At 64.7% G+C, this 25,176-nt stretch carries 24 protein-coding genes; 4 read left to right on the forward strand and 20 right to left on the reverse strand.

Annotation, left to right across the window (positions count from 1 at the left end; translation table 11 throughout):
* Positions 1-243: 243 nt before the first annotated feature.
* The 3 genes from AC51GR_RS07820 to AC51GR_RS07830 are packed head-to-tail and all read left to right on the forward strand — an operon-like array spanning position 244 to position 3,574.
* Positions 244-1,194: a WcbI family polysaccharide biosynthesis putative acetyltransferase gene (locus AC51GR_RS07820; protein WP_496324020.1), complete on the forward strand. Its 951-nt coding sequence runs from the start codon at positions 244-246 to the stop codon at positions 1,192-1,194.
* Complete coding sequence (locus AC51GR_RS07825) at positions 1,191-2,201, forward strand: glycosyltransferase family protein (protein ID WP_496324021.1); 1,011 nt, start codon at positions 1,191-1,193, stop codon at positions 2,199-2,201. Before AC51GR_RS07820 ends, AC51GR_RS07825 begins: the two co-directional genes overlap by 4 nt.
* Positions 2,198-3,574 (forward strand): glycosyltransferase, encoded by a 1,377-nt coding sequence (locus AC51GR_RS07830; protein WP_496324022.1) that lies wholly within the window; start codon positions 2,198-2,200, stop codon positions 3,572-3,574. Before AC51GR_RS07825 ends, AC51GR_RS07830 begins: the two co-directional genes overlap by 4 nt.
* A gap of 46 nt (positions 3,575-3,620) precedes the next feature.
* Here the strand turns inward: AC51GR_RS07830 and AC51GR_RS07835 are convergent, their stop codons facing one another.
* From AC51GR_RS07835 to AC51GR_RS07920, 18 genes are all read right to left on the reverse strand, one after another.
* Positions 3,621-5,069 carry an HNH endonuclease gene (locus AC51GR_RS07835; protein WP_496324023.1) on the reverse strand — a complete coding sequence of 483 codons (1,449 nt, stop codon included), beginning with the start codon at positions 5,067-5,069 and terminating at the stop codon, positions 3,621-3,623.
* Between the two features lie 90 nt (positions 5,070-5,159).
* Positions 5,160-5,405: a DUF6461 domain-containing protein gene (locus AC51GR_RS07840; protein ID WP_496324024.1), complete on the reverse strand. Its 246-nt coding sequence runs from the start codon at positions 5,403-5,405 to the stop codon at positions 5,160-5,162.
* Between the two features lie 274 nt (positions 5,406-5,679).
* Positions 5,680-6,213, reverse strand: a complete 534-nt coding sequence (locus AC51GR_RS07845; RefSeq protein ID WP_496324025.1) for a hypothetical protein — start codon at positions 6,211-6,213, stop codon at positions 5,680-5,682.
* A gap of 346 nt (positions 6,214-6,559) precedes the next feature.
* The gene (locus tag AC51GR_RS07850) at positions 6,560-7,396 is read right to left on the reverse strand and encodes a hypothetical protein (protein WP_496324026.1); all 837 of its coding nucleotides are present in this window, start codon (positions 7,394-7,396) and stop codon (positions 6,560-6,562) included.
* 875 nt (positions 7,397-8,271) lie between these two features.
* On the reverse strand, positions 8,272-8,652 hold the full coding sequence (locus AC51GR_RS07855; protein WP_496324027.1) for a hypothetical protein: 381 nt from the start codon (positions 8,650-8,652) through the stop codon (positions 8,272-8,274).
* Between the two features lie 286 nt (positions 8,653-8,938).
* Positions 8,939-9,433, reverse strand: a complete 495-nt coding sequence (locus AC51GR_RS07860) for a flavin reductase family protein (protein ID WP_496324028.1) — start codon at positions 9,431-9,433, stop codon at positions 8,939-8,941.
* A complete protein-coding gene (locus tag AC51GR_RS07865) occupies positions 9,430-9,933 on the reverse strand; it encodes an NADPH-dependent FMN reductase (protein ID WP_496324029.1) in 504 nt (167 codons plus the stop codon). The genes AC51GR_RS07860 and AC51GR_RS07865 overlap by 4 nt, the downstream gene beginning before the upstream one ends.
* A 48-nt stretch (positions 9,934-9,981) precedes the next feature.
* Positions 9,982-11,013, reverse strand: coding sequence for an ABC transporter permease (locus AC51GR_RS07870; protein WP_496324030.1), 1,032 nt, complete (start codon positions 11,011-11,013; stop codon positions 9,982-9,984).
* The gene (locus tag AC51GR_RS07875; protein ID WP_496324031.1) at positions 11,013-12,545 is read right to left on the reverse strand and encodes a sugar ABC transporter ATP-binding protein; all 1,533 of its coding nucleotides are present in this window, start codon (positions 12,543-12,545) and stop codon (positions 11,013-11,015) included. Before AC51GR_RS07875 ends, AC51GR_RS07870 begins: the two co-directional genes overlap by 1 nt.
* Positions 12,532-13,704, reverse strand: coding sequence for a sugar ABC transporter substrate-binding protein (locus AC51GR_RS07880; protein ID WP_496324032.1), 1,173 nt, complete (start codon positions 13,702-13,704; stop codon positions 12,532-12,534). Before AC51GR_RS07880 ends, AC51GR_RS07875 begins: the two co-directional genes overlap by 14 nt.
* Positions 13,705-13,855: 151 nt before the next feature.
* Positions 13,856-14,533: an isochorismatase family protein gene (locus AC51GR_RS07885; protein ID WP_496324033.1), complete on the reverse strand. Its 678-nt coding sequence runs from the start codon at positions 14,531-14,533 to the stop codon at positions 13,856-13,858.
* The gene (locus AC51GR_RS07890; protein WP_496324034.1) at positions 14,530-15,987 is read right to left on the reverse strand and encodes an MFS transporter; all 1,458 of its coding nucleotides are present in this window, start codon (positions 15,985-15,987) and stop codon (positions 14,530-14,532) included. Before AC51GR_RS07890 ends, AC51GR_RS07885 begins: the two co-directional genes overlap by 4 nt.
* A gap of 8 nt (positions 15,988-15,995) precedes the next feature.
* On the reverse strand, positions 15,996-17,645 hold the full coding sequence (locus tag AC51GR_RS07895) for an amidase (protein ID WP_496324035.1): 1,650 nt from the start codon (positions 17,643-17,645) through the stop codon (positions 15,996-15,998).
* On the reverse strand, positions 17,642-18,643 hold the full coding sequence (locus tag AC51GR_RS07900; RefSeq protein WP_496324036.1) for a carbon-nitrogen hydrolase family protein: 1,002 nt from the start codon (positions 18,641-18,643) through the stop codon (positions 17,642-17,644). The genes AC51GR_RS07895 and AC51GR_RS07900 overlap by 4 nt, the downstream gene beginning before the upstream one ends.
* A 64-nt stretch (positions 18,644-18,707) precedes the next feature.
* Positions 18,708-19,793 carry a pyrimidine utilization protein A gene (rutA, locus tag AC51GR_RS07905; protein WP_496324037.1) on the reverse strand — a complete coding sequence of 362 codons (1,086 nt, stop codon included), beginning with the start codon at positions 19,791-19,793 and terminating at the stop codon, positions 18,708-18,710.
* A 130-nt stretch (positions 19,794-19,923) separates the two neighbouring features.
* A complete protein-coding gene (locus AC51GR_RS07910; protein ID WP_496324038.1) occupies positions 19,924-20,952 on the reverse strand; it encodes a LacI family DNA-binding transcriptional regulator in 1,029 nt (342 codons plus the stop codon).
* Positions 20,953-21,260: 308 nt separating this feature from the next.
* Positions 21,261-21,722, reverse strand: coding sequence for a DinB family protein (locus AC51GR_RS07915; protein ID WP_496324039.1), 462 nt, complete (start codon positions 21,720-21,722; stop codon positions 21,261-21,263).
* Positions 21,723-21,927: 205 nt separating this feature from the next.
* Positions 21,928-22,458 carry a TetR/AcrR family transcriptional regulator gene (locus AC51GR_RS07920; RefSeq protein ID WP_496324040.1) on the reverse strand — a complete coding sequence of 177 codons (531 nt, stop codon included), beginning with the start codon at positions 22,456-22,458 and terminating at the stop codon, positions 21,928-21,930.
* Between the two features lie 77 nt (positions 22,459-22,535).
* On the opposite strand from AC51GR_RS07920, the gene AC51GR_RS07925 reads away from it, so the two are divergent.
* Positions 22,536-23,468, forward strand: coding sequence for an alpha/beta hydrolase (locus AC51GR_RS07925; RefSeq protein ID WP_496324041.1), 933 nt, complete (start codon positions 22,536-22,538; stop codon positions 23,466-23,468).
* An 82-nt stretch (positions 23,469-23,550) separates the two neighbouring features.
* On the opposite strand, the gene AC51GR_RS07930 is transcribed toward AC51GR_RS07925, so the two are convergent.
* Both AC51GR_RS07930 and AC51GR_RS07935 read right to left on the reverse strand, forming a co-directional pair.
* On the reverse strand, positions 23,551-24,171 hold the full coding sequence (locus AC51GR_RS07930; RefSeq protein ID WP_496324042.1) for an HD domain-containing protein: 621 nt from the start codon (positions 24,169-24,171) through the stop codon (positions 23,551-23,553).
* 89 nt (positions 24,172-24,260) lie between these two features.
* The gene (locus AC51GR_RS07935; protein ID WP_496324043.1) at positions 24,261-25,094 is read right to left on the reverse strand and encodes an SDR family oxidoreductase; all 834 of its coding nucleotides are present in this window, start codon (positions 25,092-25,094) and stop codon (positions 24,261-24,263) included.
* Between the last annotated feature and the right edge of the window lie 82 nt (positions 25,095-25,176).

Raw genomic sequence — 25,176 nt, forward strand, 5'->3', positions numbered from 1 at the left:
CACACCATTGAGCAGGTTGCCAGCCGCTGTGGCCTTGGCAGCGCCGCGCCACCACCCTACGTGCGCGCTTCCGAGATGCGGTGGGTACCACGCCCACCGCGTACCGAAGGGCATTCAGCCAGTCCGGTGCCGCGTGGGAACCGAGGCAATAGTGATCAAGTCGATGATTCCTTAGCGGGCGAAACGGATATACAAGACGTGCCGGGAACCCGGCCCGGCTGTTCGAGAGGGAAGTAAGTACTGATGACAACCGAAGACCATCGCGACGCGCCGGTGGATGGGCGGACACGACACTACGGCGAGTTCTACGGTGTCTCCGAGGCTCCGGTGACCGACGACAGGAAGCTGCTGGTCGTCTGGGGAAATTGCCAGGCCGAAGCGTTGCGGATCGTGGTGTCCAGCTCCCCGGACCTTCCGTTCCGTACCGTTCGCGTCCCACCTGTCCACGAACTCGAGTCCTCCGACATCGCCCGGGTCGAGCTCCTCGTCCGCCGAGCCGCGGTCATCGTCTCCCAACCGGTGCGTGCCGGGTACCGGGGATTGCCGATCGGCGGACCGGACCTGGCCGACATGGCGCCGTCGGCGTCCGTCATCGTGTGGCCGGTCATTCGCTATGGCGGGTTGTACCCGTTCCAGGTCATCGCCAGACATCCCGCGCAACCGTCCGCGGTGCCCGCTGCAGTTCCGTATCACGATCTCAGAACGGTCCTCGCGGTGAGGGACGGCCGCAGCCGCTTTGATGAATGGGACGTCGACGTCGCGCCCGATCGCATCCGGGAGGCAGCGCAATGGAGTGTGGACCAGCTCGCGGTCCGCGAGCGCCGGCACTGTGACATCGGGGTCTCCGACATCCTGCTCGGAGTCGGGTCCGACGCCGCCCACACCATCAACCATCCCGGAAACCGGGTACTGCTCGCCCTCGGCGGCCGGATCCTCGACGCACTCGGGGCGTCGGCGCCGGTGCCACCGTCACGCGACTTGCTCGGCAACATTCGAGCGCCGTTACAACGACGGGTGATCGACGCGCTCGGTATCGAGGCATCCCCGCGGACGTCGTGGGAGGTCGACGGTGCTGTGATGACCGAAGAAGATGTTCATGATCGTCAGATGCGCTGGTACGCCGACCATCCTGAGTTCATCGATGCCGTCCTGGACCGTTACGTCGAACTCATCGAAATCTTGGGACTGTCATGACCGGACCAATAGGACATCTCATCGTCGGACCTCGGTCGCACGGTGTGGTGCGGTATGCGCAATCGGTTTTCGATGCGGTGATCGCGGAGGGCGGCGATCATCGGCTCGCGCGTATGCGCACATTCTGTGCCGGCGTTCCATCGGATCTGGCCGAGTGCGCGCTCGTGCACGTGCACGTCACCGACCGCCTGTTCGGACGTACGCCCTTACGGGCACGTGACAACCTGCTTGCACTGATCGCGGGGCTTCGCCGGCCGGTTTCGGTGACGTTGCACGATCTACCCCAGCCCTCGGACGGAAGAGCGATGCAGGCACGCATCGAGTTCTTCCGCGCGGTGGCCCGATCCGCGACGGGTGTGATCGTGTCGAGCCGGCACGAGGCGTCGCTCTTCGCCGAGTACGTCGACGCCTCGATCGACCTGGAGGTGGTACCGCTGATGTTCGATACCACCCGTGTCGAAAAGCCCTTGGAGTCAGCCGAATTGACTGTCGGTGTGCTGGGCTACCTGTATCCCGGGAAGGGGCATCTCGAGACACTCCGGGCGATGTCCGGTCTTGATCCGTCGATCGGCTTCGTGGCGCTCGGCACCCCGTCACCCGGCCACGAGGATCTCGCCGACGACCTTGCCAAGCTCGCCGCGGATATGGGGAGACGGTGCGAGATCACCGGTTATCTGACCGACGACGAACTCCGTCGGGCATCGGCCGAAGTCACGGTTCCCGTCGCCTACCATCGGCACATGTCGGCATCTGGTTCGATCAACGCCTGGATTTCCGCCGGACGCAGGCCGCTGGTCCCGCAAACCGCGTATACCGAGGAACTCGCTGCGCGTTCACCGGGCGTGCTGACGATGCACGCAAACAACGACGACGCACTGCGGGCCGCCATCGAGAATGCGTTCGTGCATCCAGCGGATACCTGGATCGATTCGGCGGTGGCGCCGTCGCCCTCGGCTGCCGACGTCGGCCGAACCCATGAGCGATTGTTGCGGCGGTGGAGTGCATGACGGTCATCAGTCTCGGCGATGGTCGGACGATCGTGCCCGACAACCGCTGGGACCTTGTCAGCGACGCCGCGTCGAGGCCGTTGGTGAGTGTCGTGATCCCGTACTACAACCAGCCCCACCAACTCGCGCTGGTGCTCGAGGCGTTGACGGCTCAGACCTACCCGCCGGATCGTCTGGAGGTGGTGGTCGCCGACGACGGTTCGGAATGCGCGCCGGACGTGAGTGCTTGGACATCCCGGCTGAACATCACTGTGGTGACGCAGGAAGACAAAGGCTTTCGGGCCGCGGCTGCGCGCAATCTGGGAGTCGCGGCGTCGAATGGCTCGGTTCTGTGTTTTCTCGACGCAGACACGGTTCCGACACCCGACTACATTCGCCACGCGGTCAGGTTGCCGGCGGCGGCGCCAGACACCCTTGTTGTCGGGCGGCGCAAACATGCAGATCTGAGTCAAGTGGCTCGGGCCTCGGTGGTCGAGTGGCTGTCCGAACGACGGCATCTCGAACTGTCGCATGGCGGCGAACCCGGATGGCTGGTGGACGCGTATGACCGCACATCCAACCTGCTGACTCCGGGCTGGGACAGCTACAAATACATGATCAGCGCGGTGATGACCTGCAGCCGTGAGCTATTCGATGACGTGGGAGGCTTCGATCCCTCGTTTGTCCAGTACGGGGGAGAGGACTGGGAGCTCGCGAATCGGGCCTTCATGATGGGCGCGCTGTTCGCTCACGAACCTGACGCGATCGCGTGGCACGATGGTCCTGACTGGGCCGCCCGTTCGGTGCCCGAACGGATCTCGGAGAAGAACGCTGAAGCTCTTGCGCTCGCCCCGCTCATCACCGATCCGGCGGCCAGGACCGCCGGACTGTCGTATTCGATCCCGGACATCGTGGTGCTGGTATCGACGGAGGGCCACACCGCGGCATCGCTGATGCAAACCATCGCCGGCGCGCTGCGCGGGGTGGATGGTGCTGTCTGGCTAGTCGGCGCACGCGCCGACGCACTGCTTGCCCAACTGGGAGTGCACGATTCACGAATCCGGATCGGTAGCCCGGACGCATCGACGTTGTCGCGGTGCAGGTTTGTCGTCGAGGTCGCCGGGCCTGTTGTCTTTTCTGGCGATTCACTTGCGCTACTCACAGCCCAGGTTGCGCCGGGGGAGAGCGGCCAGGTGACGGTGGATTTCGATGGGTCACCCTCGGCGACGGTGACGCTTTCGTCGTCGCGCGCAAGGCACCGGGTCCGACGGTGGTCGGCGCACACCGACTTGGGCGCCGACGAGCTCCTCAGCCAGCTGTTCGGGGTCCGGACCCTGCACCACGACCGTGTCGAGATCGCCGTCTCCGGCAGCGAACCGTCGTTGTCCTGGTGACTGTTGAGCCGGCGGCCACCGGCACGGCGCGCTCCGCGGAGCGCGGTTATGCGGCCATCGGGCGGCCGCGTTGTGTAGTGCGCAATTCCCAGGCCGCGTAGAGGACTTCGGTTGTGTAGCCGAGGTCGAGCTGTCCGCCGCCAACGGGTTCGACGGCATCGGGTGCGATTGTGCTGTCAGGTAGCCATCCACTGGGAGTCTGTGTGGCAGGGGCGGTCTCGATCAGCGAGCCATCCGTGCGCTGAAATGTGAACAGCTGATGCCCGCGCGAAGTGATCCCGAATTCACCGTTGTGTAGCGCCCGATGATGGGAGGAGCACAACAGGACCAAGTTGTCCGCATCGGTGGTCCCGCCGTCCCGCCAGAACCGAACGTGATGAGCGTGTAGATGCCGGGTACGGCCGCAGCCCGGGTATCGGCAACCGCGATCCCGCTCGTACAACGCCCGAAGCAATGCCCGCGTGGGCAGGCGGCGTTTACGGCCCCACGTCATCGCCACACCCCGATTGCCCTTGGGGTGCCGGACGGTACGCGTTGATCCACCGCACGCAGCCTCGTCGACATCGGATTCGGACAACGCCGGACCACCGTCGAGATGCGGACTTGTCTCGGAGTTCTCGGTGTCGGTGTGGACCACAATTTCGGCACCGGGAGCGAACTCGGGCATGTCGATCATGGTCGCGGCGGCGTCGGCCATCGCGACGACTGCGTCGGCGATGTTCGAGGGCACGTGTCGCCACAGATCGGCTTTCACCGATGCGGTATCAGTGGTGCCTGTGTTCGTGATCTCTGTCGGCAGATCGGGATCGACGCTGGTGCGGGTGCGCTCGTACTCGCTGCGCACCACACCGGCGAGAAACCTGGCACCATCGACCGGTCTGAACCGCATGGACACTGACAAGGTCCCGTCGTCGTTCCACCGCCACTGCGCAGTGGAATCGGCTCGGTCCGTTTCGCTTTCGCTACTTCCGCGATCGATGTGTTTGATCGCCCGGACGAGTCGTTCGACTTGTGCCGCCGTCGCCGACAAGGCCACGGTCAGCAACTCCTCCTCGCGATCGACCGTGGCCACGCGAGTCAATGCGCGGAGCTTCGAATACGACAGCCGCCCATCGCCGAACGCGGTGTGCAACTGCGGTAGCTCGGTGAGTGCATGCGCAATCCGCAGGTGGTCTTGGGCGGCACGCAGCGACAACCCTGTCCGCCACGAGAGCCAATGCGCGCACGAGCGGATCCCATCGCCGGACCACACGCCGCGGTTGTCGAATTCGACCAGCACGTCGAGGAACTGCGCAGTCAACGCCGCAATCTGACTGGCATACCCTACGACCCGCTCGGTGAGTTGAACATCCGACAGCCCTGCGGGACTGACCTTATCGAAGATGGTCGACGGCCCCTCCACCAACCGGAACCGCTTTGACTCAATCGTGTTGACCGACACTTCTACCCCCGATGACCCGTGACTCGATTTGGTCGTGACGGTATCGGAGACCACCGACAATTCGGCTCTGGTGCGCTCCGCGGAGCGCGATCGAGGCGCGCGCTCAGGTACGGCTTGTGCCTGTCGATGGCCAGTCGACTAGCACTACTTCGGGTGATGCCGGCGAGACGGCGACGACTTGCTGGTCCATCCCGACAGCCCCTGCTCTTCAGCGAGCCCGCTACCCTCGAACAGGGCCTCGTCAGCACCTTTCACGATGGGGCGAGTGCGTCGAGCTTTCAAGCTCGCTAAGACGTCGTCAGGCTCGATTGCGCTGATCAGCGTGATGCAGTACGCGTTCTGAATCCAGGCTTCTTCGGTGACCCACCTGTAGTGCTCGAAAGTCGCCATACCTATCTGTACTCCATTGGCGGTGTGGAGGTGCCTCTGCTGTCAAGGCGTCAGTCGTCGAATCGGACGCTTAGAACAGATAGCCCTGAGTGAACCGGACCAGACTGTGTCGGGGGATGCGACGCTCAGTATGCGTGCTCAAGGTTCGTTGATCGGACTCCAGAACTCGACAGGTTCGGCGGCTATCGGTGAGATTGGCATGTTCCATGAGGAACTTACGGTCACCGGCGACCCGTGTTGAGGTCGTCTTTGACAGCTCGAACGCTCAAGCCGCTCAACGCGTCGTCGCGGATCTGCTCGACGTCTCTGACCCACTTGCTAACGACATACTCAACACCTGCGGGAGTGTGTTGTAATTGTCGCCGGTGACCCCACGCCCGACGGCGTCGTCTGTCGGTTCTCCTAGTGCGTGGGGATGCATGTGAGTCTCGATATTGAGGAAGCGATCCTCGAACAGTTCGTTTTTGGGTCGATGGCCGTCACGCAGGTCGATGGCATGCGTCGTTTGGTGCCCTTTCGCCGCGATGCTTTCGATCACTTCGTCTATCGGGCAACCCGATTCGCGGTCGTGGAGGGTACCTGGGACACGTTTGTCCTGGGTACCCAGCGGTATCTGAAGATTGTCGATGGCTGCCCAGGCGAGGTGCCGCCGCTCATCCCGCCCGACGTTGCCGAAGTAGTCGCCACGATTCTTTCGCGGTTCCGAAGGCGAGAGCCCGGCGAGCCGATCTTGGAGGGGCACCAAGACGCTACTGAGGTTCATCAGTTGCTCGGTGAGGAACTGATGTTCGCGCTCGGTGATGATCACGGTGATGGAGTGAAAGCGGCCGGCACAAGGGCATTCAGCAAAATGATGTCGGCGCGAATCGGCGACGGATTTGTGCACCCGGTCGTCGGGGGCTATCTGTGGAGTGACCTTCCCGCGGCTCCGCAACCGGGGCCTGCCGGCGGCCGGCACATGAGAGTTCTGCCGCAAGTTGCCGCGTTCGTCGAGCAGTGGAGAACAACTGCGGCTGATCGACCACGTTGCGAGCGGCTCATCCTTGATCGGGCCCACGCCCGGGGCTGGCGAAGGATCGACCCTCCGGGCCGCGGCGATCCTTCGGCTGGGTGGTACGTGTATGCACCCAGGGACGATCAGTGAGTCCGCTGTTTCAGTGTCGGTGCCGGTCTTCCATGATTTCGAGGGTGCGGCGATTACTCGTCGCGTGATCGCTGCGAAACTGGCCGATGGGTATGGCCATGATCGAGTCGGCACCGAGTTCAGTCACGCCCAGCAGGTCGACAAGCGCTGCACGAGCACTGCTTTCGCTGTCGGCCGCAGCGATAGCGGAGAGGACATCTTGAGGTCTGGCTTGCGCGGCTACAACTGCTCTCATGAACTCGATGCGCTCGTCCTTATTCGTCTCGCCGCTTGGGCGTCGGTCACGAGGCGAGCGGACTTGGTGAACCAGTCCATCCCACACGAACAATGAGTCAGGAAGAACGTCTGGCTGGGCGAGATTGTCGACCTGGAGAAGAACCGCCCCGTCGCCGTTCGCTACACGCACCAGCAGTCCCGTGGCATCGTCGAAGGCCATGATGACGGCTTTCCCCTTGGGCGTCAGCAATCGGACTGACCAGGCGGCGCGCCCTCCGACATCGATGGCGCTCGCAGTGCCATCTGCGGTCATTCCGGCGCTCATGTTGTGCAGCAGCGACCTGGGACCCAACAGATCGAGCGGGGTGAACTGAGCACCCAGAATCGGCAGTTGGATATCGCCGTCGAGCTGCTGCATCTGATCGTCGATGCGTACGACCGCGGTCGAGTTTGCCGCGAGGTATACCGGCTGGCCATCGTGTTCGATACGCCATTTCCCGCCCGGCGCATGATGAAAGTCGAAACGCATCGTTTCTGGGGATGACGTGCTGATCTCCAGTGTTCCGGTGATGCAAACAGATTCGGCGGCTGCATTGCGGCCGGCAAGCTCTACCCACGACGGTGTGCTCATAGGTGCAGGGTAGAGAACCACCGCAGGGATGGTGGGTCAACTCGGGTTGGCGTCGCGTGACTTGGCGCAGTCGGAGGTGACCTTGAGGATGGTGTCGGTTGGCGTCGGCGCTTTCGGCGACCTGTGCAATTTCGATGCACCGCATGACATCGTCGAGATTGCCGAGGGTTTGGTTGCTGCCCCGGAGGGGGCTTGATCGCCGACTAGAGCGTGCGCGGTCGTCGGTCTGCACATTCCACTAGTAGCTGACCCGACGGCTGCGCGTCCTGGCGAGGAGCGGCCAATCGGCGCCTGGCAATTGTGGTCACCGACTCTCAGATAGGTGTCATCGCTCCCATGTACGTTGCCATCCCACACTGGCGGTCCCGCTCGCTGGGCTTCCGGCGAAACAATCCCAAGCGGGAACACCTACCCGACTGGATCACGCCGAAGGTCTGGATCCTTAGCTGGTGAAGGATGGCGAACGGGGAGACGCGCCAGGGCGAACAATCAGCTAGGGAGAGCGCCGACAGGACTGACGCCGAACGCCCTAATGGGTCAGCGGGTAGGCTCCCGCGATGCGGCGTATCGGAACCACCTTTGCCGCAGCAGGACTCGTAACAATCACAGCTAGTTTGAAAGACCCTGACTTCCAAGCGAACCTCTGGAACGGCCAACCCAGCGAACGAGCCGAACAACCTTCAGCCGCCGGGGCTGTTCGCAACTGATCCGAACACGGCCGCATCACCTTCACTGCTCGGTCTGGCGCTTTGCCCGCGTTGATGGCCTGTATTCCGTCGGGCTGATGCGCGCGGCAGAACGTCATGACAGTGTGCCGATCGGAGTTTGGCGGCCTTTGTCGTCCCACACGGCGGCCCCGTCGACGAGGTTCGGTGTCATAAAGCCGCCGCTGTCGCCCCAGGGCCACGCAACGTGCGCGCGGGCGACCTGGTCTTGAACGACATAGCAATGCACGTGAGGATGTTCTCCTCAGTGTCGTCGACCTGTGCGCCACTTCCGTCAATACCGAGGCCGTTGGGCCCGCGACCAACTGCCGTGACGGCGCTCAGGAGGAACACGTATCCGGTATCCGCGTCGTATTCCGCGACCCAGTCGATCCGCTCAATGGAGCCACCGTACTGACGCACGTGCAGGTCGCGGCCAAGCCGATGTAGCGCACTGGTCCACGCATGTGGCAGATCTGAGGCCACCAGGTCGACTCCGTGCTGTTCGGTCCACGTGGCCGCCAGTACCTGCTCATCGCGATCCCGAGACATTGTTCAAGAGTGCCATTCTGGCAGTGCGAATAGGCGGATTGACTGTCCGTGCATGTCTTTCGATGCAACAGTCGTTCCCGTTGTGTTTCGCCACTGCTGGGTCGGGCCCCACGTTGACACTTCCTTCGGAGCTCAGACCAAATTGTTGCGGTGCTTCAACACGGGCTCGATGACTGGGTGGTCGCAGCTCGGACCCTCGCCGACGCTCGTTCGCCCGTTCGTAGCAGGACTTCAGAAGAAGTGATTGCCGATTGGCAACACCGTCGCGAGTATTGCGATGCCGTCCTTACAGCGCCAGTGTCCGGAAAGCGCTGCGGTGGAATACGATCGGTTCTACGCCCGATTCGGCGTGGTCGCTGTAGACAGCGTTGACCCCCATCACCACAATGGTGTGGTCGCCGGCCAGGATCTCCTGATCCACCGTCACATCCATCCAGATCCCGCAGCCCGCCACGAACAGTGCTCCACCGTCGTGGGTTTCGGTTTCGATCCCGGCGAACCGGTCGCCGTTCTTGGCCGCGAGTACGCGGGCCGCGGAATCGTGCGCGGTACTGAGCACACTGATACCGAGGTGTTGCAGTCCCGCAAGCTTAGGCCACGTGGACGAGGTGTTCTGCACGCAGAAGGAGACCAGCGGCGGATCGAGCGAAACCGGAACAAAGGTGCTGGCCGCCATGCCGATCCGTTCTGCGCCGGTGTCCGCGCAGACGGCGATCACCCCGGCGGGGATGTGCCCAAAGGTGCGACGCAGGGCGGTGCCGTCGAGAGGTTCGTTCGTCATGGTGCATCCGTTCGGACAGTCGACCGCAGAACCGATGCCCAGCGATCGGCGTAGTCGGCGATGCGGGTATCGGTGGTGTAGGTGGAATCGATGAGATACAGACCCGGCGCGGGGCAGGTTGCGCCGAGCTCCACGAGAACTGGCTTGAGCAGCAGATCTGGGGCCATCGCGTGAGCCGGTCCGGCGCCGAGCATCAGGGGAACCGCGGTGACGTCACGCAAGCCGTCGCCGGTGGCGAACTGATCGAGGAACAGTTTGAGGATGCCCGTATAGGTGGCCTTGAATGTCGGACTCGCGAAGACTACGAGGTCTGACGATGCCACCATCTCCACGGCCGCCGCCACCTGGGCGTCGCCCCATCCGAGTAGCCCGGGACCGAGGTCGACCACGTCGATGACGTGGTCGGGCTCGGTGCCGGTGAGCGCCTGCGCGAGCCGCGTGGCCGCGTCGAGGGTTCGTGAGCCGGCTTTCGGGTTGCCGGCGAGAACTGTTGTCGTCATGGGTTCACCTTTTTTCGTGAGGAAAGACGTCAAGGGGCGTCGTGGGTATCAAGTCGCCGATCGGGAGGTGGTCCGGCGGCGGACCGCACCGGAGAGCGCGACCGCCACGATCAGGGCGCCACCGTAGAACAGCTGCTGGACGAAGCTGGCCGCACCGAGCATCTGCAGACCGACCACCCCGGCGACCAGGAAGTACACCGCGAGGAGCGTGCCGAACGGATTGAAGCGGCCGGGGATAATTGCGGTGGCACCGAGGAACGCGGCCGCGAACGACGGCAGCATGAACGACTGTCCCGACGACGGGTCGGCCCCACCGAGCATGCCGGCGTAGACGATCCCGGCCAGGGCGGCGACGAGCGAGGACATGACCAGCGAGCCGCCCCGGATGCGGTCGACGTGCAATCCGCTCAGGCGGGCCACCTCGGCGCCGCGGCCGACGAACAACAGTCGCCGCCCGATCGGCGTGTACGCGAAGACCAGGGCCATGATCACGACCAGCACCAATGCGAAATAGAACTGCAGCGACACCCCGAAGATGCGGGTGCCGACGGTGGCGTCGATGAGCGCGGACTCGACACCGGTCACCGAGGTGGAGTTCGACATCCATTGCACCACACCGAGAACCACCGTCCCGCTGCCGAGGGTCGCGATGAAGGAGTCGATGCGCAGGCCCACCACGAGGACGGCGTTGATCATCCCGACCACCAGGGTGACCAGGACCGCCACCGCGATCGCCGCGAGCAGCGACCATCCGTGCTGGACGTTGAGCACGGCGATGGTCATCGCGGACAACGACATCGTCGACACGGCGGACAAGTCGAACTCACCGGCGGTGAGCGGGATGATCAGACCGAGGGCGAGGATGAGCAGCACGGCCTGGGATCCGAGGATGTTCTGCAGGTTGCTCGTGGTCGGGTAGACCTCGGGTCGGAGCAGGCTGAACACGATGACGACGGCGACGAGTGCGAGCACCAGGGCGTACTTCTCGAAGATCGGGCCGGCGCCGAGGCGACGGGTCGGGCGGGGTGGTTCTTGGGCCGCAGCGGCGGTGGTGGACTTGGTATCGACGGTGACGGACATCAGATCGGCGCTTCCTCTCGGGTGGAACCGAGGACACTGTCGGAGATGTGGTGTTTGGCCAGCAGTTCACCGGACAGTTCGGTGGCGATGCGGCCACGTGACATGACGATCACGCGGTCGCACAGCACGGACAGTTGTTCGTAGTCGGAACTCGCGATGATGATTCCCGCTCCGCTGCGGGCGGTTTCGCGGAGAATCTCGAAAATGCGGGCACGGGCACCGATGTCCACACCCTGCGTCGGCTCCGCCAGGAGCACCAGCTTCGGATCGGTCTGCAACCACTTGGCGATCAACGCCTTCTGCTGGTTGCCGCCCGACAGGGACCCGTAGGCGGCGCGCGGGTCGCGGGGGCGGACGTCGTACTGCTCGGCGATCCGGGCGGCGAGCGCATCGAGCGCTCGGGGCCGCACCAGCTTGCCGAGCACCGGAAGTGTCACATTCTCGGCGACGGTGAGTTCGGGCGCACTGCCGTCGACCTTCCGATTCGGTGGCACATAGACGATCTCGGCCTCCAGGGCGTCGATCGGTGTCACCGAGTTCAGTGTCAGGGTTCGCGCACCGACGCTCAGGCTTCCTTCCCGGGCGAGCCCGGCGCCGTAGAGCGCCGGCAGGACATCGTCGTACCCTGATCCCGCGATCCCGGTGATGCCGACGATCTCACCGGGGTGCACATCGACATCGAGGCTCTCGATGGCGCCGCTCGAGAGCCCGACAACCCGGGCCAGCGGCGGGTCGCTGCGGTCGGTGACCGCACGGGGTTCACGACGTTCGGCGGCCTCGAGTGTCCGGCCGACGATCAGGTCGATGAGCGAGGCCGCGGTCAGATCGGCTGTGCGATGGGTGCCCTGGGACACCCCGTCGCGCAGCACGGTCACCCGATCGGTGTGCTCGAGGACCTCGTCGAGATCGTGTGAGACGAACAGGACCGCGGCCTTGCTGTCGGCGACGATCTCCCGGACCACCGAGAACAGCAGGTCGGTGCCCTCGCGGGGGAGGAAGACCGTCGGTTCATCGAGGACCAGCAGCGTGCGGCCGTCGCCGAGTTCGTCGACGGCACGCAGGATCGCCAGCAGTGCCCGGTCGGTGGCACCCAGCGACGACACCAGCGCATCCGGATCGATGTGCAATCCGTACCGGGCGAACAACTCTCGGGCGATCGTCTTTTCGCGACGCCACGAGATCCAGGGCTTGGACGCCGCGATGGTCGAACCGACGCGCAGGTTCTCGACCACCGAGAGGTCGGGAACGAGCGCGAGATCCTGATGGACGAAACTGATGCCGATGTCCCGGAACCCGCCGGACGCGATCGGCAGGGCGACGTCGCGTCCGCGCACCTGGAGCGCGGCACCGGGATCCGGGGTGTGAAATCCCGCGAGCACCTTGATCAGCGTGCTCTTGCCCGACCCGTTCTCACCGAGCAGCCCGTGGACCTCGCCGGCGTGCACCGTGAGACCGACGTCGGTCAGGACGGTGTTCTCGCCGAAGGTCTTTGACAGCCCGACGATGTTGACGATGGGGTCAGGGCTGGACACTGCTCCCCCAGAGTGCCTCGTATCCGGTGACATACGCGGTGCCGTAGCCCTTGTCGGGTTGCGGCGGGGTGCCGGTCTCGTCGATGTTCTCTTCGGTGATCAGCTTGAGGGGGGTCTGCTCGGCGCCGTTGGGGACCGGAGGCAATCCGAGGAGCAGGCGCCCGGCCTGATCCATGGTCGCCCAGGCCAGCCATGGGATCGATTCGCCCACGTTCATGGTGACGATGCCGTCGTCCTGCTGGATCTTGAGCACCGCCGGGGTGCCGTTGACCGACGAGATCTGCACCTGGCCGGCCTTGCCCGCGGCCTTGATCCCGGCCTGGGCGTACAGCGACATCGAATCGTAGATGGGGAGCACGAAGTTGATCGACGGGTCAGCCGACAGTGCGGTCTGGATCTCCGGCTGGATCTTGGTCGCCCACTCGGCGACCGGCACGTTGACGACCTTGTATTTGCAGTTCGGGCAATACTTTTCGATCTCGTCCTTCATGGCGGCGACCTCGGCCTTGGCAGGCGGGACCTCGTCAGAGGTGATGATGACGGCGTTGCCCTTGCCGTCGGTCCGGTCGATCATCCAGTCGACGGTGAGGCGATTGGCCTCGGCGAGAGGGGCGTCGGTGTAACCGTCGATGAGTCCGTCGAGCGTGGCGGGGATCGATTCACCGCGAAGTGTGGTGTGCGTCAACATGACCGGGATGCCCGCGGCGTCGGCTTTCTGCAGGGCGGGCTTGATGAGTGAACCATCGATACCCTGCGAGAGGATGATCAGGTCTGCCTTCTGGTTGACCGCCTGCTCGACCCCGGTCGCCCACTGGGCGGGCTTGCCCTGGTTGACGTATTCGATCCAGGTGGCCCCGTACCTCTCGGCCACTTTCCTCGACTCGTCGTCGACCGCGACGTTGTACGGGTTTTCGCTGTTGGTGGGGATCGTGAAGATCGTCTTGCCCGCGATGTCCTTCATCGGGAAGGGATCGGCCTCGAGCGTGAAGGCCGGATCTTCCGTGTACTTGGCGAGCTGGGACTGGGCGTATTCGATGCCGGCGGTGGCATCGCCGCCGGACCCACCGCCGGAACCGGAACTGCTACACGCCGAGAAGCCGAGTGCAGCGGCGAGACCGATCGCGGCGATCGAGACGCCGCGGGACAACGATGGTGCCATGAAATCTCCTGATGGGAAGACAGATCGACCGAGGGGGTGCGACCGGGGCGACGTTGCCGGAGTCGGCGAAATGCATTGTGACTTCGAATGCATTGACTGCGAATGTATCGGACCGTGTATTTCCAGAGGCATCATTCTTGGTTCGTTCGTGTTAACTAACCCGCTTGGTGGTGCCGGAGATGTGACGCAGGTAATCCTGGGCCCGGGTCAGTGGCCAGACCTCGGCCATCTTCTGCTGCATGTCGAACAGGTTGGACTCGTGGATTTCCGGATCGCGGTCGCCGACAGCATCTTCCACGACGATGGGGATGAAACCGTGTTGCATGGTGTCGAGCGTGGTCGCCCGGACGCATCCGCTGGTGGAGAGCCCGGCGATGAGTACGGTGTCCACACCCAGTGAGGTGAGGTAGGAATTCAGCGAGGTGCCGAAGAAGGCACTCGCGTACTTCTTCGTCACCAGGAGTTCGCCGTCGGCCGGGGTGAGCCCGTCGATCGGTTCCCCGAAAGGACTGCCCTCGCAGAACGCGGCAAGCGTTCCCGTCTTGCGGAAGAACACCCCGGCGTCGGCGCCGTCGGCGCGCAGACGCACCTCGGTGAACACGACCGGGATTTCGGCGGCGCGGGCCGATGCGAGCAGTGTCCGCATGGCCTCGACGTTCTCTTCCACACCGGCATAGAGGGGACAGTCGGGATCGATGTAGGCGCGGGCGGCATCGACGACCAGCAGGGCCGGGCGGGCACCTGGTTGGAGTTCTTGCCCGAAGCCGACGCGGGCGTAGTCGGTTGCCTGGACCGAGCGGCCCGCACGGTGGGAAGAGGTTGAGGTCATGCGGATTCCTTCATGGCAGTGGGGGATTGGGCGGGGAACCCGGTCGGTGGGGCGAGGACCGGTGGACGCGGTGCGGCGAGGCAGACGACGATCCCGACCACGGCGAGTGCGGTCAGCATCAGCCCGGCGGTGCGCAGATCGTCGACATACCCGCTCAGTTCGTCGCGTGATGCAGCGGCGCCGATGCCGGTTGGCACGATCGCCAGCACGAGTGCGGTACTGAGCAGGTTGCCGACGTTCTGCATCGTCGACCGCATGCCGTTGGCGATCCCGCGCCGCTGCGTCGGCACGGTCAGCATCAGCGCACTCGTACTCGGCGTCATGAACAGGCCGATGCCGCACCCGACGACGAACAGGAAGGCCGAGGTGACCGCCAGGGGCGCGCCGTCGACGGTCAGTGTGAGTGTCATACCCAGCAACCCAATCGCGTTGAGCGCCATGCCGATCGCAGTGAGTGTGCGGGGCGCGATGCGGGCGACGAGGGCGCCGGCGATCAGCGCCGCGACCACCGTGCCGACGGCGACCGGGGTGACCAGCAGGCCCGCGACGAAGGGCGATGTCCCGTCGACTGCCTGCTCGAACAGCGAGATGATCAACGGGACGGAGTAGGTGGCGGCCGCGGTCAGCAGACAGGCAACGAGTACGAGACCGATTCCGCGGGTGCGGAAGAGCCGGACGTCGATCAGGGGATGGGTGCGACGGACCTGCACCGTCACGAAAACGACCGCCGTCGTGGCGGCCACACCGCCGCACAACCAGGGGAGCCACGGCGACGTGATCAGTCCGGGGGTCAGGGCGAGCACGATGACGGTGAGCAACACGGTCGACAACACCGCGCCGGTCAGGTCGAAGGGTTCACGGCGAGCAGTGTTGGTCGCTGTGCGGGGGATGACCGCGATCGAGGCCACCGCGGCGACCACGCCGATCGCCAGTGCAACCACGAACAGTCCCCGCCAGCCGATGAGCGCCGTTGCGGCGCCACCGATCACCGGACCGATCACCTGAGCGAGCGCGGCGACCGTGGCATTCCACCCCAACGCGCGGCCGAGCAGGTGCCGGGGGAAGGTATCGGTGAGCAGCGCGGTGTTGTTGGTGATCACCGAGGCGGCCCCGACACCCTGCAGAACCCTCGCGGCGATCAGCCAACCCGCGGTGGGCGACGCGATGCACAACCCGGTGGCGACGGTGAACACCACCAGACCGGCCAGATAGAGCGGCCGGCGACCGACGATGTCGGCGAGTCGACCGAAGACCAGGATCAGGGCCGTCGTGACCACCATGTAGCCGACCAGGATCCAGGTCGCCTGGGCCGGTGACGCGTCGAGATCGGTGGCCAGCGTCGGCAGGGCGACGGTGAGCCCACTCATGCTGACGAAGACCGCGACGACACCGACGCTGGTGGCGGCGAAGACCCGCCAGGGGTGGGGATGCTGCGCCGGGACCGTGTCATCCATGAGACGGGCTATCCATGAGCCCGTCGATCGTGGTGATCGGTGAGCTGCTGAAGTGCCTGGGCGAGGCCGATGACGAGCCCGTCGGCCCAGGGACGGCCGACGATCTGGACACCGACCGGCATCCCGTCGACGAATCCGGCTGGGATCATCACCGCCGGAAGTCCGAGGTGATCGAACAGGGCAGTGTTGCGGCCGACGATCGACTGCATGGGGTGCCGGACGCCGTCGACCTCGACGGTGACATCGGACAGTCGCGGAGCGGTCGCGCCGACGCCGGGGGTGACGATCATGTCGACCCCGGCGTCGTCGAAGGCCCGCAGTGTGGCGCGCAGGGCTCCCGCCCGGCGTCGCAGGGCCCGGAGGTAATCGACCGCCGTCGCCGCGGTGCCGCGGGCGATGCGTATCTGCGTGCCGATGTCGAACCGAGCGAAACGGTCCAGTGCGCCTTCCTGATTCGATGCGAGCTCGGTGGTGAGCACGATTGTGAAGTCGTCGTGGAGCAGGGGCGCGTCGGGGATGTCCACAGGGACGACCTGTACGCCGTGCCGGCCGAGGACGGCCAGAGTGTCCTGCCACGCCGCGAGGACCGCGGCATCGCACAGTTCGGTGAACCAGCCGGTGGGGACACCGATTCGGAGGCCGTCGAGGCGCAGTTCGCCCGGGCCCAGGACGGGAAGGCTCGCCCGGACGTCCTCGGTACGCGCGGCGGGGGCCGCGCCGGGATCGAGGTCGTCCGGTCCGGCCAGCACGCCGAGCACCGCGCGGAGGTCGGCGGCGGAACGGGCCATCGGCCCGACGTGGTCGAGTGTCCACGACAACGAGGCGACACCGGTGCGTGGGATGAGCCCATAGGTGGGTTTGATGCCCGAGAGGTTGCACAGGGCGCCGGGGACCCGAATCGATCCGCCGGTGTCGGTGCCGAGGGCGAGCGGGATCAGTTCGGCGGCAAGGGCACCCGCCGAACCCGTCGATGAACCGCCGGTCCAGCGGGCCCGGTCCCACGGGTTGGTGACCGGGCCGTAGCGCACGTTGTGCGGTGCACCGCAGGCGAATTCGGTGGTTGCCGTGATCAGCGCGGGGATGGCGCCGGCGTCGCGCAATCGGGCGACGACGGTCGCATCACCGGTCGCGATGCGATCGCCGGTGACGTGCGAGCCGGCGGTGACCGGTGAGCCCGCGACGTCGATGATGTCCTTGACCCCGAAGAAGATGCCTTCGAGGGGTCGCGGTGTCCCGGCCCGCCATCGGCGGTCCGATTCGGCAGCTGCCGCGGCGACGGTCCCGACGACGGTGAGGATTGCCCCACCGGACAGCTCGGGGTCGGTCCACCGCGCGCGCAGGGCGGCGAGCACCTCGCTCGGCGACGTGACACCGCCGCGGTAGGCGGCGAGCAGATCCAGGACGCCGAGATCGTGCAGCGCCCGGTCGGTGCGCGGCACATACGTCGGTACCGAGAAGGTCTGGGTCGGAACCGATGTCGCCGCCATCAGAAAGGCGAAGTCGGCGGGCTCGGTGCCTAGGGTGTCCGGTGCGGACGGGAGGGGCACCGATCGTGAGGATGCGATCGGCCCGCTCATGTCGGTGTGGGCCTGCGGGAGTAGATCGTCGAGGGCCAGGGCGGCGGGGGCGGTGAGGTCGGGGTAGTCGGTGCTGGTCACCGCACCGCCTCGACTGCGGCCAGTGTTGTCGCGACCGTGGCGGGCCGGGACAGTGGGGCGGACCGGGACAGCGGGGCCGGCCGAACCGTGCCGTCGGCGAGCCGGGCGAGCAGGTTGATCACGTCGGGACGGCGGTCCCGGCGAAGCGGGAAGGCGGCGCGTACCGATGCGACGAGATCGAGATCGAGTGAGAAGCGCAGGGTCACACCGTTTTGGTGGGCGGGGGCCTGGGCGACGATCTTGCCGTCCGGGGCGACGATGCAGGAGAGTCCGAAGTAGTCGACGGTGACGCCGTTGAGTGCTTCCGGACCGGCGCGGTTCGCGGCGATGATCCACATCTGGGATTCGAGGGCACGCGTCTGTAATTCGGCGAGGAACAGGTCTTCTCGGCTGCCGAGCGACGACACGATCGCGAGCATCACCTCGGCGCCGAGACCGCGTGCCACAGCCCAGTTCTCGGGAAAACTGCGGTCGTAACAGATCACGCAGCCGAAGCGGGTCCCGAGTAGGTCGGCGGTGGCCGGGGAGGAGCCGGGGGCGAAATGATACTTCTCATCGATGTCGACACCGCTGACCTTGTTCGCCGGTAACGAGAGCTTGCGGTAGGCCGGGACGTGCCCGCCGTCGGGGGTGTCCCACGCGGTGATGCCGCCGTCCGGGTCGATGAGCACCACGGAGTTGTGCGTGATGTCGTCGGCGGTGCGCTCATAGGTACCGAAGGCGATCGCACATCCGAGTTCGCGCGCAATGTCGCCGAACAACTCGGTCGCCGGTCCGGGCAACGTCTGCGCCCACGCGGTACGGTCGACGTCGTGGCTGGTGCAGAAGTAGGGCGTGGTGATCAGTTCGGGCAGAACCACCAAATCCGGTGTGGCGCCGCGGTCATCGGGTAGCGTGGCCTCACGCACGCGGGCTGCGAGTCGGGTCAGGTTGGCCGGGATGTCGTCGGTGAGTTCACCGATCTGGACGATCGCGACGTCGAGTGTGCGTGAATGCAAAGGGGGCCTCCGTCGGGCGGGTGAAGGGTGGACGGCCGGGGCCGCCCACCCACCATCGGGGGGATCAGGCAGCTGCGGACCGGAATGATTCGCGGCACTTCATGAGCGGCTGAATCCGGGTTCCGAAGTTCTCGACGCCCGCGACGAAATCGTCGAAGGTGAGCATGATGCCCTTTATCCCCTCGACTTCGGCGACCTCGTCGAGCATCTTCGCCACGGTCTCGTAGGAGCCGACGAGCGTACCCATGTTGAAGTTCACCGCACCTTCGGGAAGGGAGATGGTCTTGGCGGTCGAGGAGTCGTCGGCGTCCGCGTCGGTGGCCGATTGATCGGCCATGTAACCGAGCGCGGCGAGGTCGGCGTTGTCGTGGTAGTCCTGCCATTTCGCCTGTGCCGCTTCATCGGTTTCGTCGGCGATGATCATGAACAGGGCCATCGCGCCCACGTCGCGGCCGGTGGCGGCGGCAGCGGCGACGAGGGTGGAGGTGGCCTCGGACAGGGCGGTCGGGGTGTTGATCCCGGAGCCCATGATGAAGTTGAAATCGGCCATCTCGGCGGCGAACGCCATCCCGGTCTTCGACTGCCCGGCGGCCACGATGGGAACCGCGCCGCCGGTCGGGCGTGGAGACAGCACACAATTGTCCATGGTGTAGTGCTTGCCGGTGAAGCTGGATACGCCGTCGGCCCACAGCTCGCGCATGATTTGCACGTACTCAGCCGCCTGTTCGTAGCGATATCCGAAATATTCTTGGCCCGGCCACATCCCCATCTGGGTGTACTCGTTAGGTGCCCACCCGGTGACGATGTTGACGCCGAAGCGGCCCGGTGCGATCGAGTCGATCGTCGAGGCCATGCGGGCGACCATGGCCGGTGGGAGGGTGAGGATCGGGGTGGAGGCGAACAGCTTGATTTTCTCGGTGACCGCGGCGAGTCCGGCCATGAGGGTGAAGGACTCGAGGTTGTGATCCCAGAACTCTGTCTCGCCGCCGAAACCCTTCAACTTGATCATCGACAGGACGAAATCGAGTCCGTGATGTTCGGCATTCTGCACGATCGTCTTGTTGAGTTCGAAGGACGGCATGTACTGCGGTGCGCTCTTGGAGATGAGCCACCCGTTGTTGCCGATGGGAATGAAGACACCGATATCCATGTCACTCCTGATGCTGCGGGATTGGTCGGGAGGAATCTGGTCAACGCATCGTCGGGTCAGCCGTGACTTCGAATGTATGCAGGGGTTCTTTCGGTCCTGTGGCGCCTTGGTAACGGATGTGTTGCTCGGCTCAGTGAATCCGGGGACAAGGTCCGGCGCTGCCGCGCTGAACCCACTCGACCCCGAATTCGCGGTGGACCGGGGTGCCGGCGGCTCCGTCGATACGCGCGAGCAACAGTTCGGCGGCGGCGAGCGCCATGTCCTCGAGGGGCTGGCGGACGGTGGTCAGATCGAGGATCGACCATCCCGCGATGTCGAGGTCGTTGTAGCCGACGATCGAGACGTCCTCGGGGACACGGAGTCCGAGGCGTTTGGTGGCGTCGAGGGTGCCGAAGGCGACGAAGTCGGTGACGCAGAAGATCGCGGTCGGGCGGTCCTCACTGCCGAACAGTTCCAGTCCGCCGGCGAGGCCGGTGGTTGCATCGACGGCGCCGCGATGGACCAGTCCCTCGTCCAGTGGAAATCCGTGCTGCGCCAGGGCTTCTCGGAACCCACCTTCGCGGAGCTTGACGCTCGCGTTCTTCACCGGTCCCGAGATCAGGCCGATCCGGCGATGACCCATCTCGATGAGATGGTCGGCGACGAGTCGTCCACCGCCGACGTTGTCCGAGGTCACCCGGTCCACGCGCCCCGCCTCACCGCCGTCGACGTCGCGGCTGAGGATCACCAGCGGGATCTTCGAGTCGATCAGCTCCGGCACAATGGGTGAATCGAGACGCGCGGAGATGAACACGACGCCGTCCACGAGTCCGCCTCGCAGCGCGAGGATGTCCTTCTCCAGCGTTCCCTCGGTGCGGTCGCTCATGAGCAGTACGCGGTAGTCATCCAGCGCGAATCGGTCCTGCAGCGTGTTCACCAGTGTGGGGTGCGAGGGATTGCGCAGGTCGCCGCTGACGACGGCAATGGACATCGAACGCCGTGTGATGAGACTGCGTGCTGTGACGTGCGGAACGTAACCCATCTCCTTCGCCAGCGCCTGGATCGCGTAGCGCGTCTCTTTGATCACGCGCGGGTCGTCACGTAAGGCCCGCGAGACCGTCGACTGGGACACTCCGGCACGACGGGCGACGTCGTAGCTGGTGACCGGCTTGTTCCGCACGGTCCGATTGTAGGGATAAGGCCGCGCTGCCCAATGCACCCACACCCATCACCCGGTGGAGTGGTTGCGGCGAACCTCGGTTTTCGGCACACGGGCAACTTTGCCTGTGAGAAATCAGTTCAGTGGCGTGATGGGCGCGGAAGGGGGGAGCGGTACTCGCGTTTGTGGCGTTGAACCAGCACGGGCGGTTTCGGTGCTGCCGCGTACCCTCTGCGTACCGGGGTCAGTATCGCTCGACTCGACCGGCAGCCGATGGTGCAGATTACGGCAGGTTGAATCCGGGCCATGAGGAAGGCCGAGCGCGCAAGTTACTGCGGGTCGGCGAGTATCTGTTCGACCAGGATGTCGGCGTGGCCCGCGTGCCGTGCCAGCTCTTCGATCATGTGAAGTCCTATCCAATGGAATGTCACCTCGCCGCGTCGGTAGTGAACGAATCGGTCGGCCGGATTACGTCCTTGCGCGATGTGTCGGGATCGTTCAGCAACAGCTTCGAATTCGGCGATCACGTCTGCGAGCGTCTGGTCGGGATCCACTATCCAGCCGCGGTCGTCGCCCGCTGCATACCCGTCGCACTCGGCCTCGGCAAGGCCGGCGACGGTGCGTTGAAACCAGACCCTTTCCGCAGCGGCACAATGCTTGACAAGTGCAATCGGGGTGGTCAGAGAAGGCACCAAGCGAGACCGACTCTGAGCATCCGTCAAGCGGGCCACAGAGCAAATCAGGGCCGTACGGTTCGCGTCAAGGACCGCGGCAAGCTCTTCGTCGATCATCGTCAAATGCTACGACCTTGAGTCGGCAGCAAGGGGACGCTGGAACATTGCCTGGGATGATCTCCATGGAAGTGCGACACCGATATTCGAGGTGCGTTCCGTCGCTGGTGATGAAATGCGTTGCGTCACCACAATGATAGATATTGCGTCGGCTGGCCGAAGGGAGCGGCTGCTTCGCGTGGGGAAGGTCGACCAGACCGGCCGATCAGCGCTGGGTGATGCGGTCGACGAGTAGATCGATGATTGCCCGTTGCTCGGCTTTGTCGCCGGGATGTGTGAGTAGACCTTCGACCACGAATGCGATGATGTGGCTAGCCGGTTGCGCATCATCGGGCGGGAGATCGGTGCGGGTGAGTGCGTCGGCCATCGCGTGGAAGTTGCTGTGCCATCGATCTATTACGGGCGAAGCGGCGCGCCGCGAATGGACGGTGTCGACAAGGTTGCGCATTGCGGACAACTCGTCGACCACGAACATGATCTTGTCCGCCAGTGGACGCTGCGCCATCGGTTGGTAGCGCGCCAATGCCTCGATGAGCAGTTCTTCCAGGACGGCCACCAGTAGGTGGTCCTTGTCGTGGAAGTACCAGTAGACGGTGTTCGCGGTGACTCCGGCATCGGCGGCGATCTTGCTCAGTGCCGTGTCGTCGTAGCCGTTGTCGACAAAGAGTCGGCAAGCGGAGGTGACGATCTCGTCCCGCTTTTCTGCCCGTGCTCGTGGACGACGATTGGCGGGCATGACACCAACTTTACTTGATCGACGTTCAAGAAGACGCTATCTTCCTTGACTACCAATCAAGAAAACAGGGGGCGACCGTGTCGAGCGGCAACCAGTACACCCAGGCTGAAGAGTTCTTCTCGAGCGACGGGGTCAGGTGCGCCGCGACGGTGTATCGACCGAGCGCACCGCTGGGCCCGGTGCCGGTGGTCGTCATGGCTCATGGCTTCGCTGCGACGCGGGGGATTCGGTTACCGGCCTACGCGGAACATTTTGCGACCGCTGGATACGCCGTGGTCTTGTTCGACTATCGCTATTTCGGCGACAGCGAGGGTGAGCCACGCCAATTGCTTGATGTCCGATCGCAACTCGACGACTGGCGAGCCGCCATCAGATTTGCCCGTTCTCTGCAGTTCGTCGATGCCGAACGTGTCGTTGCCTGGGGCACATCGTTTGCCGGAGGTCATGTGTTGACGTTGGCCGGCCATGGTGAGCGATTGGCGGCGGTCATCGCTCAGGTTCCCCACGTCAGTGGGCCGGCGGCGGTGCGCGCCACGGGTCTGCGGCAAGTGCTGCGACTGGCGCCGGTAGGTCTGGCCGACCTCGTCGGATCCTTCCTCCGGCGACCGCCTCGATACGTCGCGGCGGTCGGGCCCGAAAACGCGGTGGCAGCCCTCGCTGCCCCGGGCGCGATGGCCGCGTTTGAGCGGCTGATTGCAGAATCGAGCATTCGGCGTGGGGATTACCCGGAGACCGTGGCCGCGCGGATCCTGGTGAAGATCGGGCTTTACTCGCCGGCGCGAACTGCCCGAAAGATCAGCTGCCCGGTGCTGATCCAGGTAGCGACCTTGGACAACATCGCGCCGGCTGCGGCTGCGGTGAAAGTTGCCCGGGCCATCCCCGAGTCGACGCTGTTGCGCTATGAATGCGGCCACTTCGATCCCTACGTCGATCCCACCTTTCCCGGCGTGGTCACCGACCAACTCGAGTTTCTGGTTGAGACCGTGCCCGTCAGGTCTCGGCAGGCGTGAGGGCGATAGGTGTTGCCGACCTGCCGACTTGGGCCTGCATCGCCATCGGCGGACCGTCTCCTTACCGCCACCGATCTGCGTATCAACTCGGGAGTCGATTGGCCTCGCGGTGATCACCCCAGGCTGCGTTGGCGATGACGTCGGCGAACACGGTGGCGGGTGCTCCGTTGAGCGCCTCGTTGAGGTGGCCGGGCAAGCTGAACGGTGGCGCTTTCATCGGGTTGTGCGGGTGGGCCTGGATATCGCGGGCTATTGCGTCCCCGAGTGCGTGGCCCAGACCGTGACGGGGCCAGGCGGTATTGACGCGTTCGATGAAGACCGGTGAGTGGTTTTCCATACCCATGCCGTCGACGTCGAAGGAGATCCCCGCGCCCGAGATCGCCTGCACGGTGCCGAAGCGGTGTCCCAGGCCAAGGCTGCTGTGGAGTGCGATGGATTGCCAGATCGTGGTGATGACCTGATCGTCAACGACACCGTGTTCGCGTAAGAACCGTGCCGCGGCGTCGGCGCCTTCGATCTCGAATCTTTGATCACCGCTTCCGTAGTCGGTGAGACCGAGATCGTGCAGGAGACATGCAAGGTAGAGCGTTTCATCGTCGTAATCGACGCCGCTCCGCAAACCCCACGCTGCGGCGATCTCGCGTCCGAATATATAGCTCCGGACGCAGTGGTTGGAGAGGGGAGCAGGAGAGGTGGTATTCACCAAATTGAGTGCTGATGAACAGATTTCGGAATCCGGAAGGTTCCATTCGGTTGGTTCAAGAGCATCGGTGAGAGGGGTGGATGAATCGGTCATGAGTGGGGTCCTTCGCTGTCAGTGGAGAAGGCGATGTCTTTTTGGGCGTCCAGGGCCTCTAGCCGGCCGCGCAGCGCGTCGCCAATCATCGCGTACGCGTCTGATCCCAGTGCCAGTCGGGACGGTGGGGACTTTTGATCGGTGGCAGCAATGATGGCCGACGCCACCTTGCGTGGATCGCCGCGCTGCGCTGATACCGGTACGGAGCCGGCCCGAAGCACCGTGTCGTTGTAGGACGGGTCAGCGTCCGCCACCGCAGCTGAGGTGCCCGAGAACGACGTCTTCGACATTCCGGGCTCGACCAGGATGGTTCGAATCCCAAACCCGGCCACCTCGGCCCCGAAAGACTCGAAAAACCCTTCCACCCCCCACTTGGACGCGTGATAGAGCGACATTCCGGGGTAGGCGGTCTGGCCACCCAGGCTCGACAATTGCACGAATGTTCCGCCGCCCTGGGCACGTAGATGTGGAGTCACCGCCCGTGCCAGCTGGATCGGTGCCACCAAGTTGGTGGCCAACTGTCGATCGATCTCGGCGTCGTCGAGCTCCTCCGCGGCGCCGAACAGGCCGTAACCGGCGTTGGAGACCACGACGTCGATGCGGCCCATTGCTGCAAACGCAACCTCGACGGCGGTCCGCAACGCGGGGGTGTCGATGACGTCGAGAACGCTGACCCGGAGTCGATCGGGATATTGAGAGCATAACTCCTGCAATGCTTCCGGGCGACGCACCGTGGCCGTAACCCGATCACCGCGATCCAAAAGAAGCTCAGTCAACGCCCGGCCGAACCCAGACGAGGTTCCGGTGATGAACCAACTTTTTGAGGTCACTGACGTCCTTCCATTCTGGTGTATGACCGTTTGACTGTGCGCCGAGTGCGCACCGTTCGCCAGTGGCCGGAAAGACAGTGGT

This window comes from Williamsia sp. z71 (assembly GCF_059553375.1).

Coding starts and splice junctions, on each gene's coding strand:
- rutA (WP_496324037.1), bottom strand. CDS start 19,793: ATGGATATCGGTGTCTTCATTCCCATCGGCAACAACGGGTGGCTCATC.
- AC51GR_RS07865 (WP_496324029.1), bottom strand. CDS start 9,933: ATGACGACAACAGTTCTCGCCGGCAACCCGAAAGCCGGCTCACGAACC.
- AC51GR_RS07850 (WP_496324026.1), bottom strand. CDS start 7,396: ATGAGCACACCGTCGTGGGTAGAGCTTGCCGGCCGCAATGCAGCCGCC.
- AC51GR_RS07860 (WP_496324028.1), bottom strand. CDS start 9,433: ATGACGAACGAACCTCTCGACGGCACCGCCCTGCGTCGCACCTTTGGG.
- AC51GR_RS07855 (WP_496324027.1), bottom strand. CDS start 8,652: ATGTCTCGGGATCGCGATGAGCAGGTACTGGCGGCCACGTGGACCGAA.
- AC51GR_RS07920 (WP_496324040.1), bottom strand. CDS start 22,458: ATGCCCGCCAATCGTCGTCCACGAGCACGGGCAGAAAAGCGGGACGAG.
- AC51GR_RS07820 (WP_496324020.1), top strand. CDS start 244: ATGACAACCGAAGACCATCGCGACGCGCCGGTGGATGGGCGGACACGA.
- AC51GR_RS07830 (WP_496324022.1), top strand. CDS start 2,198: ATGACGGTCATCAGTCTCGGCGATGGTCGGACGATCGTGCCCGACAAC.
- AC51GR_RS07825 (WP_496324021.1), top strand. CDS start 1,191: ATGACCGGACCAATAGGACATCTCATCGTCGGACCTCGGTCGCACGGT.
- AC51GR_RS07915 (WP_496324039.1), bottom strand. CDS start 21,722: ATGATCGACGAAGAGCTTGCCGCGGTCCTTGACGCGAACCGTACGGCC.
- AC51GR_RS07840 (WP_496324024.1), bottom strand. CDS start 5,405: ATGGCGACTTTCGAGCACTACAGGTGGGTCACCGAAGAAGCCTGGATT.
- AC51GR_RS07880 (WP_496324032.1), bottom strand. CDS start 13,704: ATGGCACCATCGTTGTCCCGCGGCGTCTCGATCGCCGCGATCGGTCTC.
- AC51GR_RS07890 (WP_496324034.1), bottom strand. CDS start 15,987: ATGGATGACACGGTCCCGGCGCAGCATCCCCACCCCTGGCGGGTCTTC.
- AC51GR_RS07885 (WP_496324033.1), bottom strand. CDS start 14,533: ATGACCTCAACCTCTTCCCACCGTGCGGGCCGCTCGGTCCAGGCAACC.
- AC51GR_RS07870 (WP_496324030.1), bottom strand. CDS start 11,013: ATGTCCGTCACCGTCGATACCAAGTCCACCACCGCCGCTGCGGCCCAA.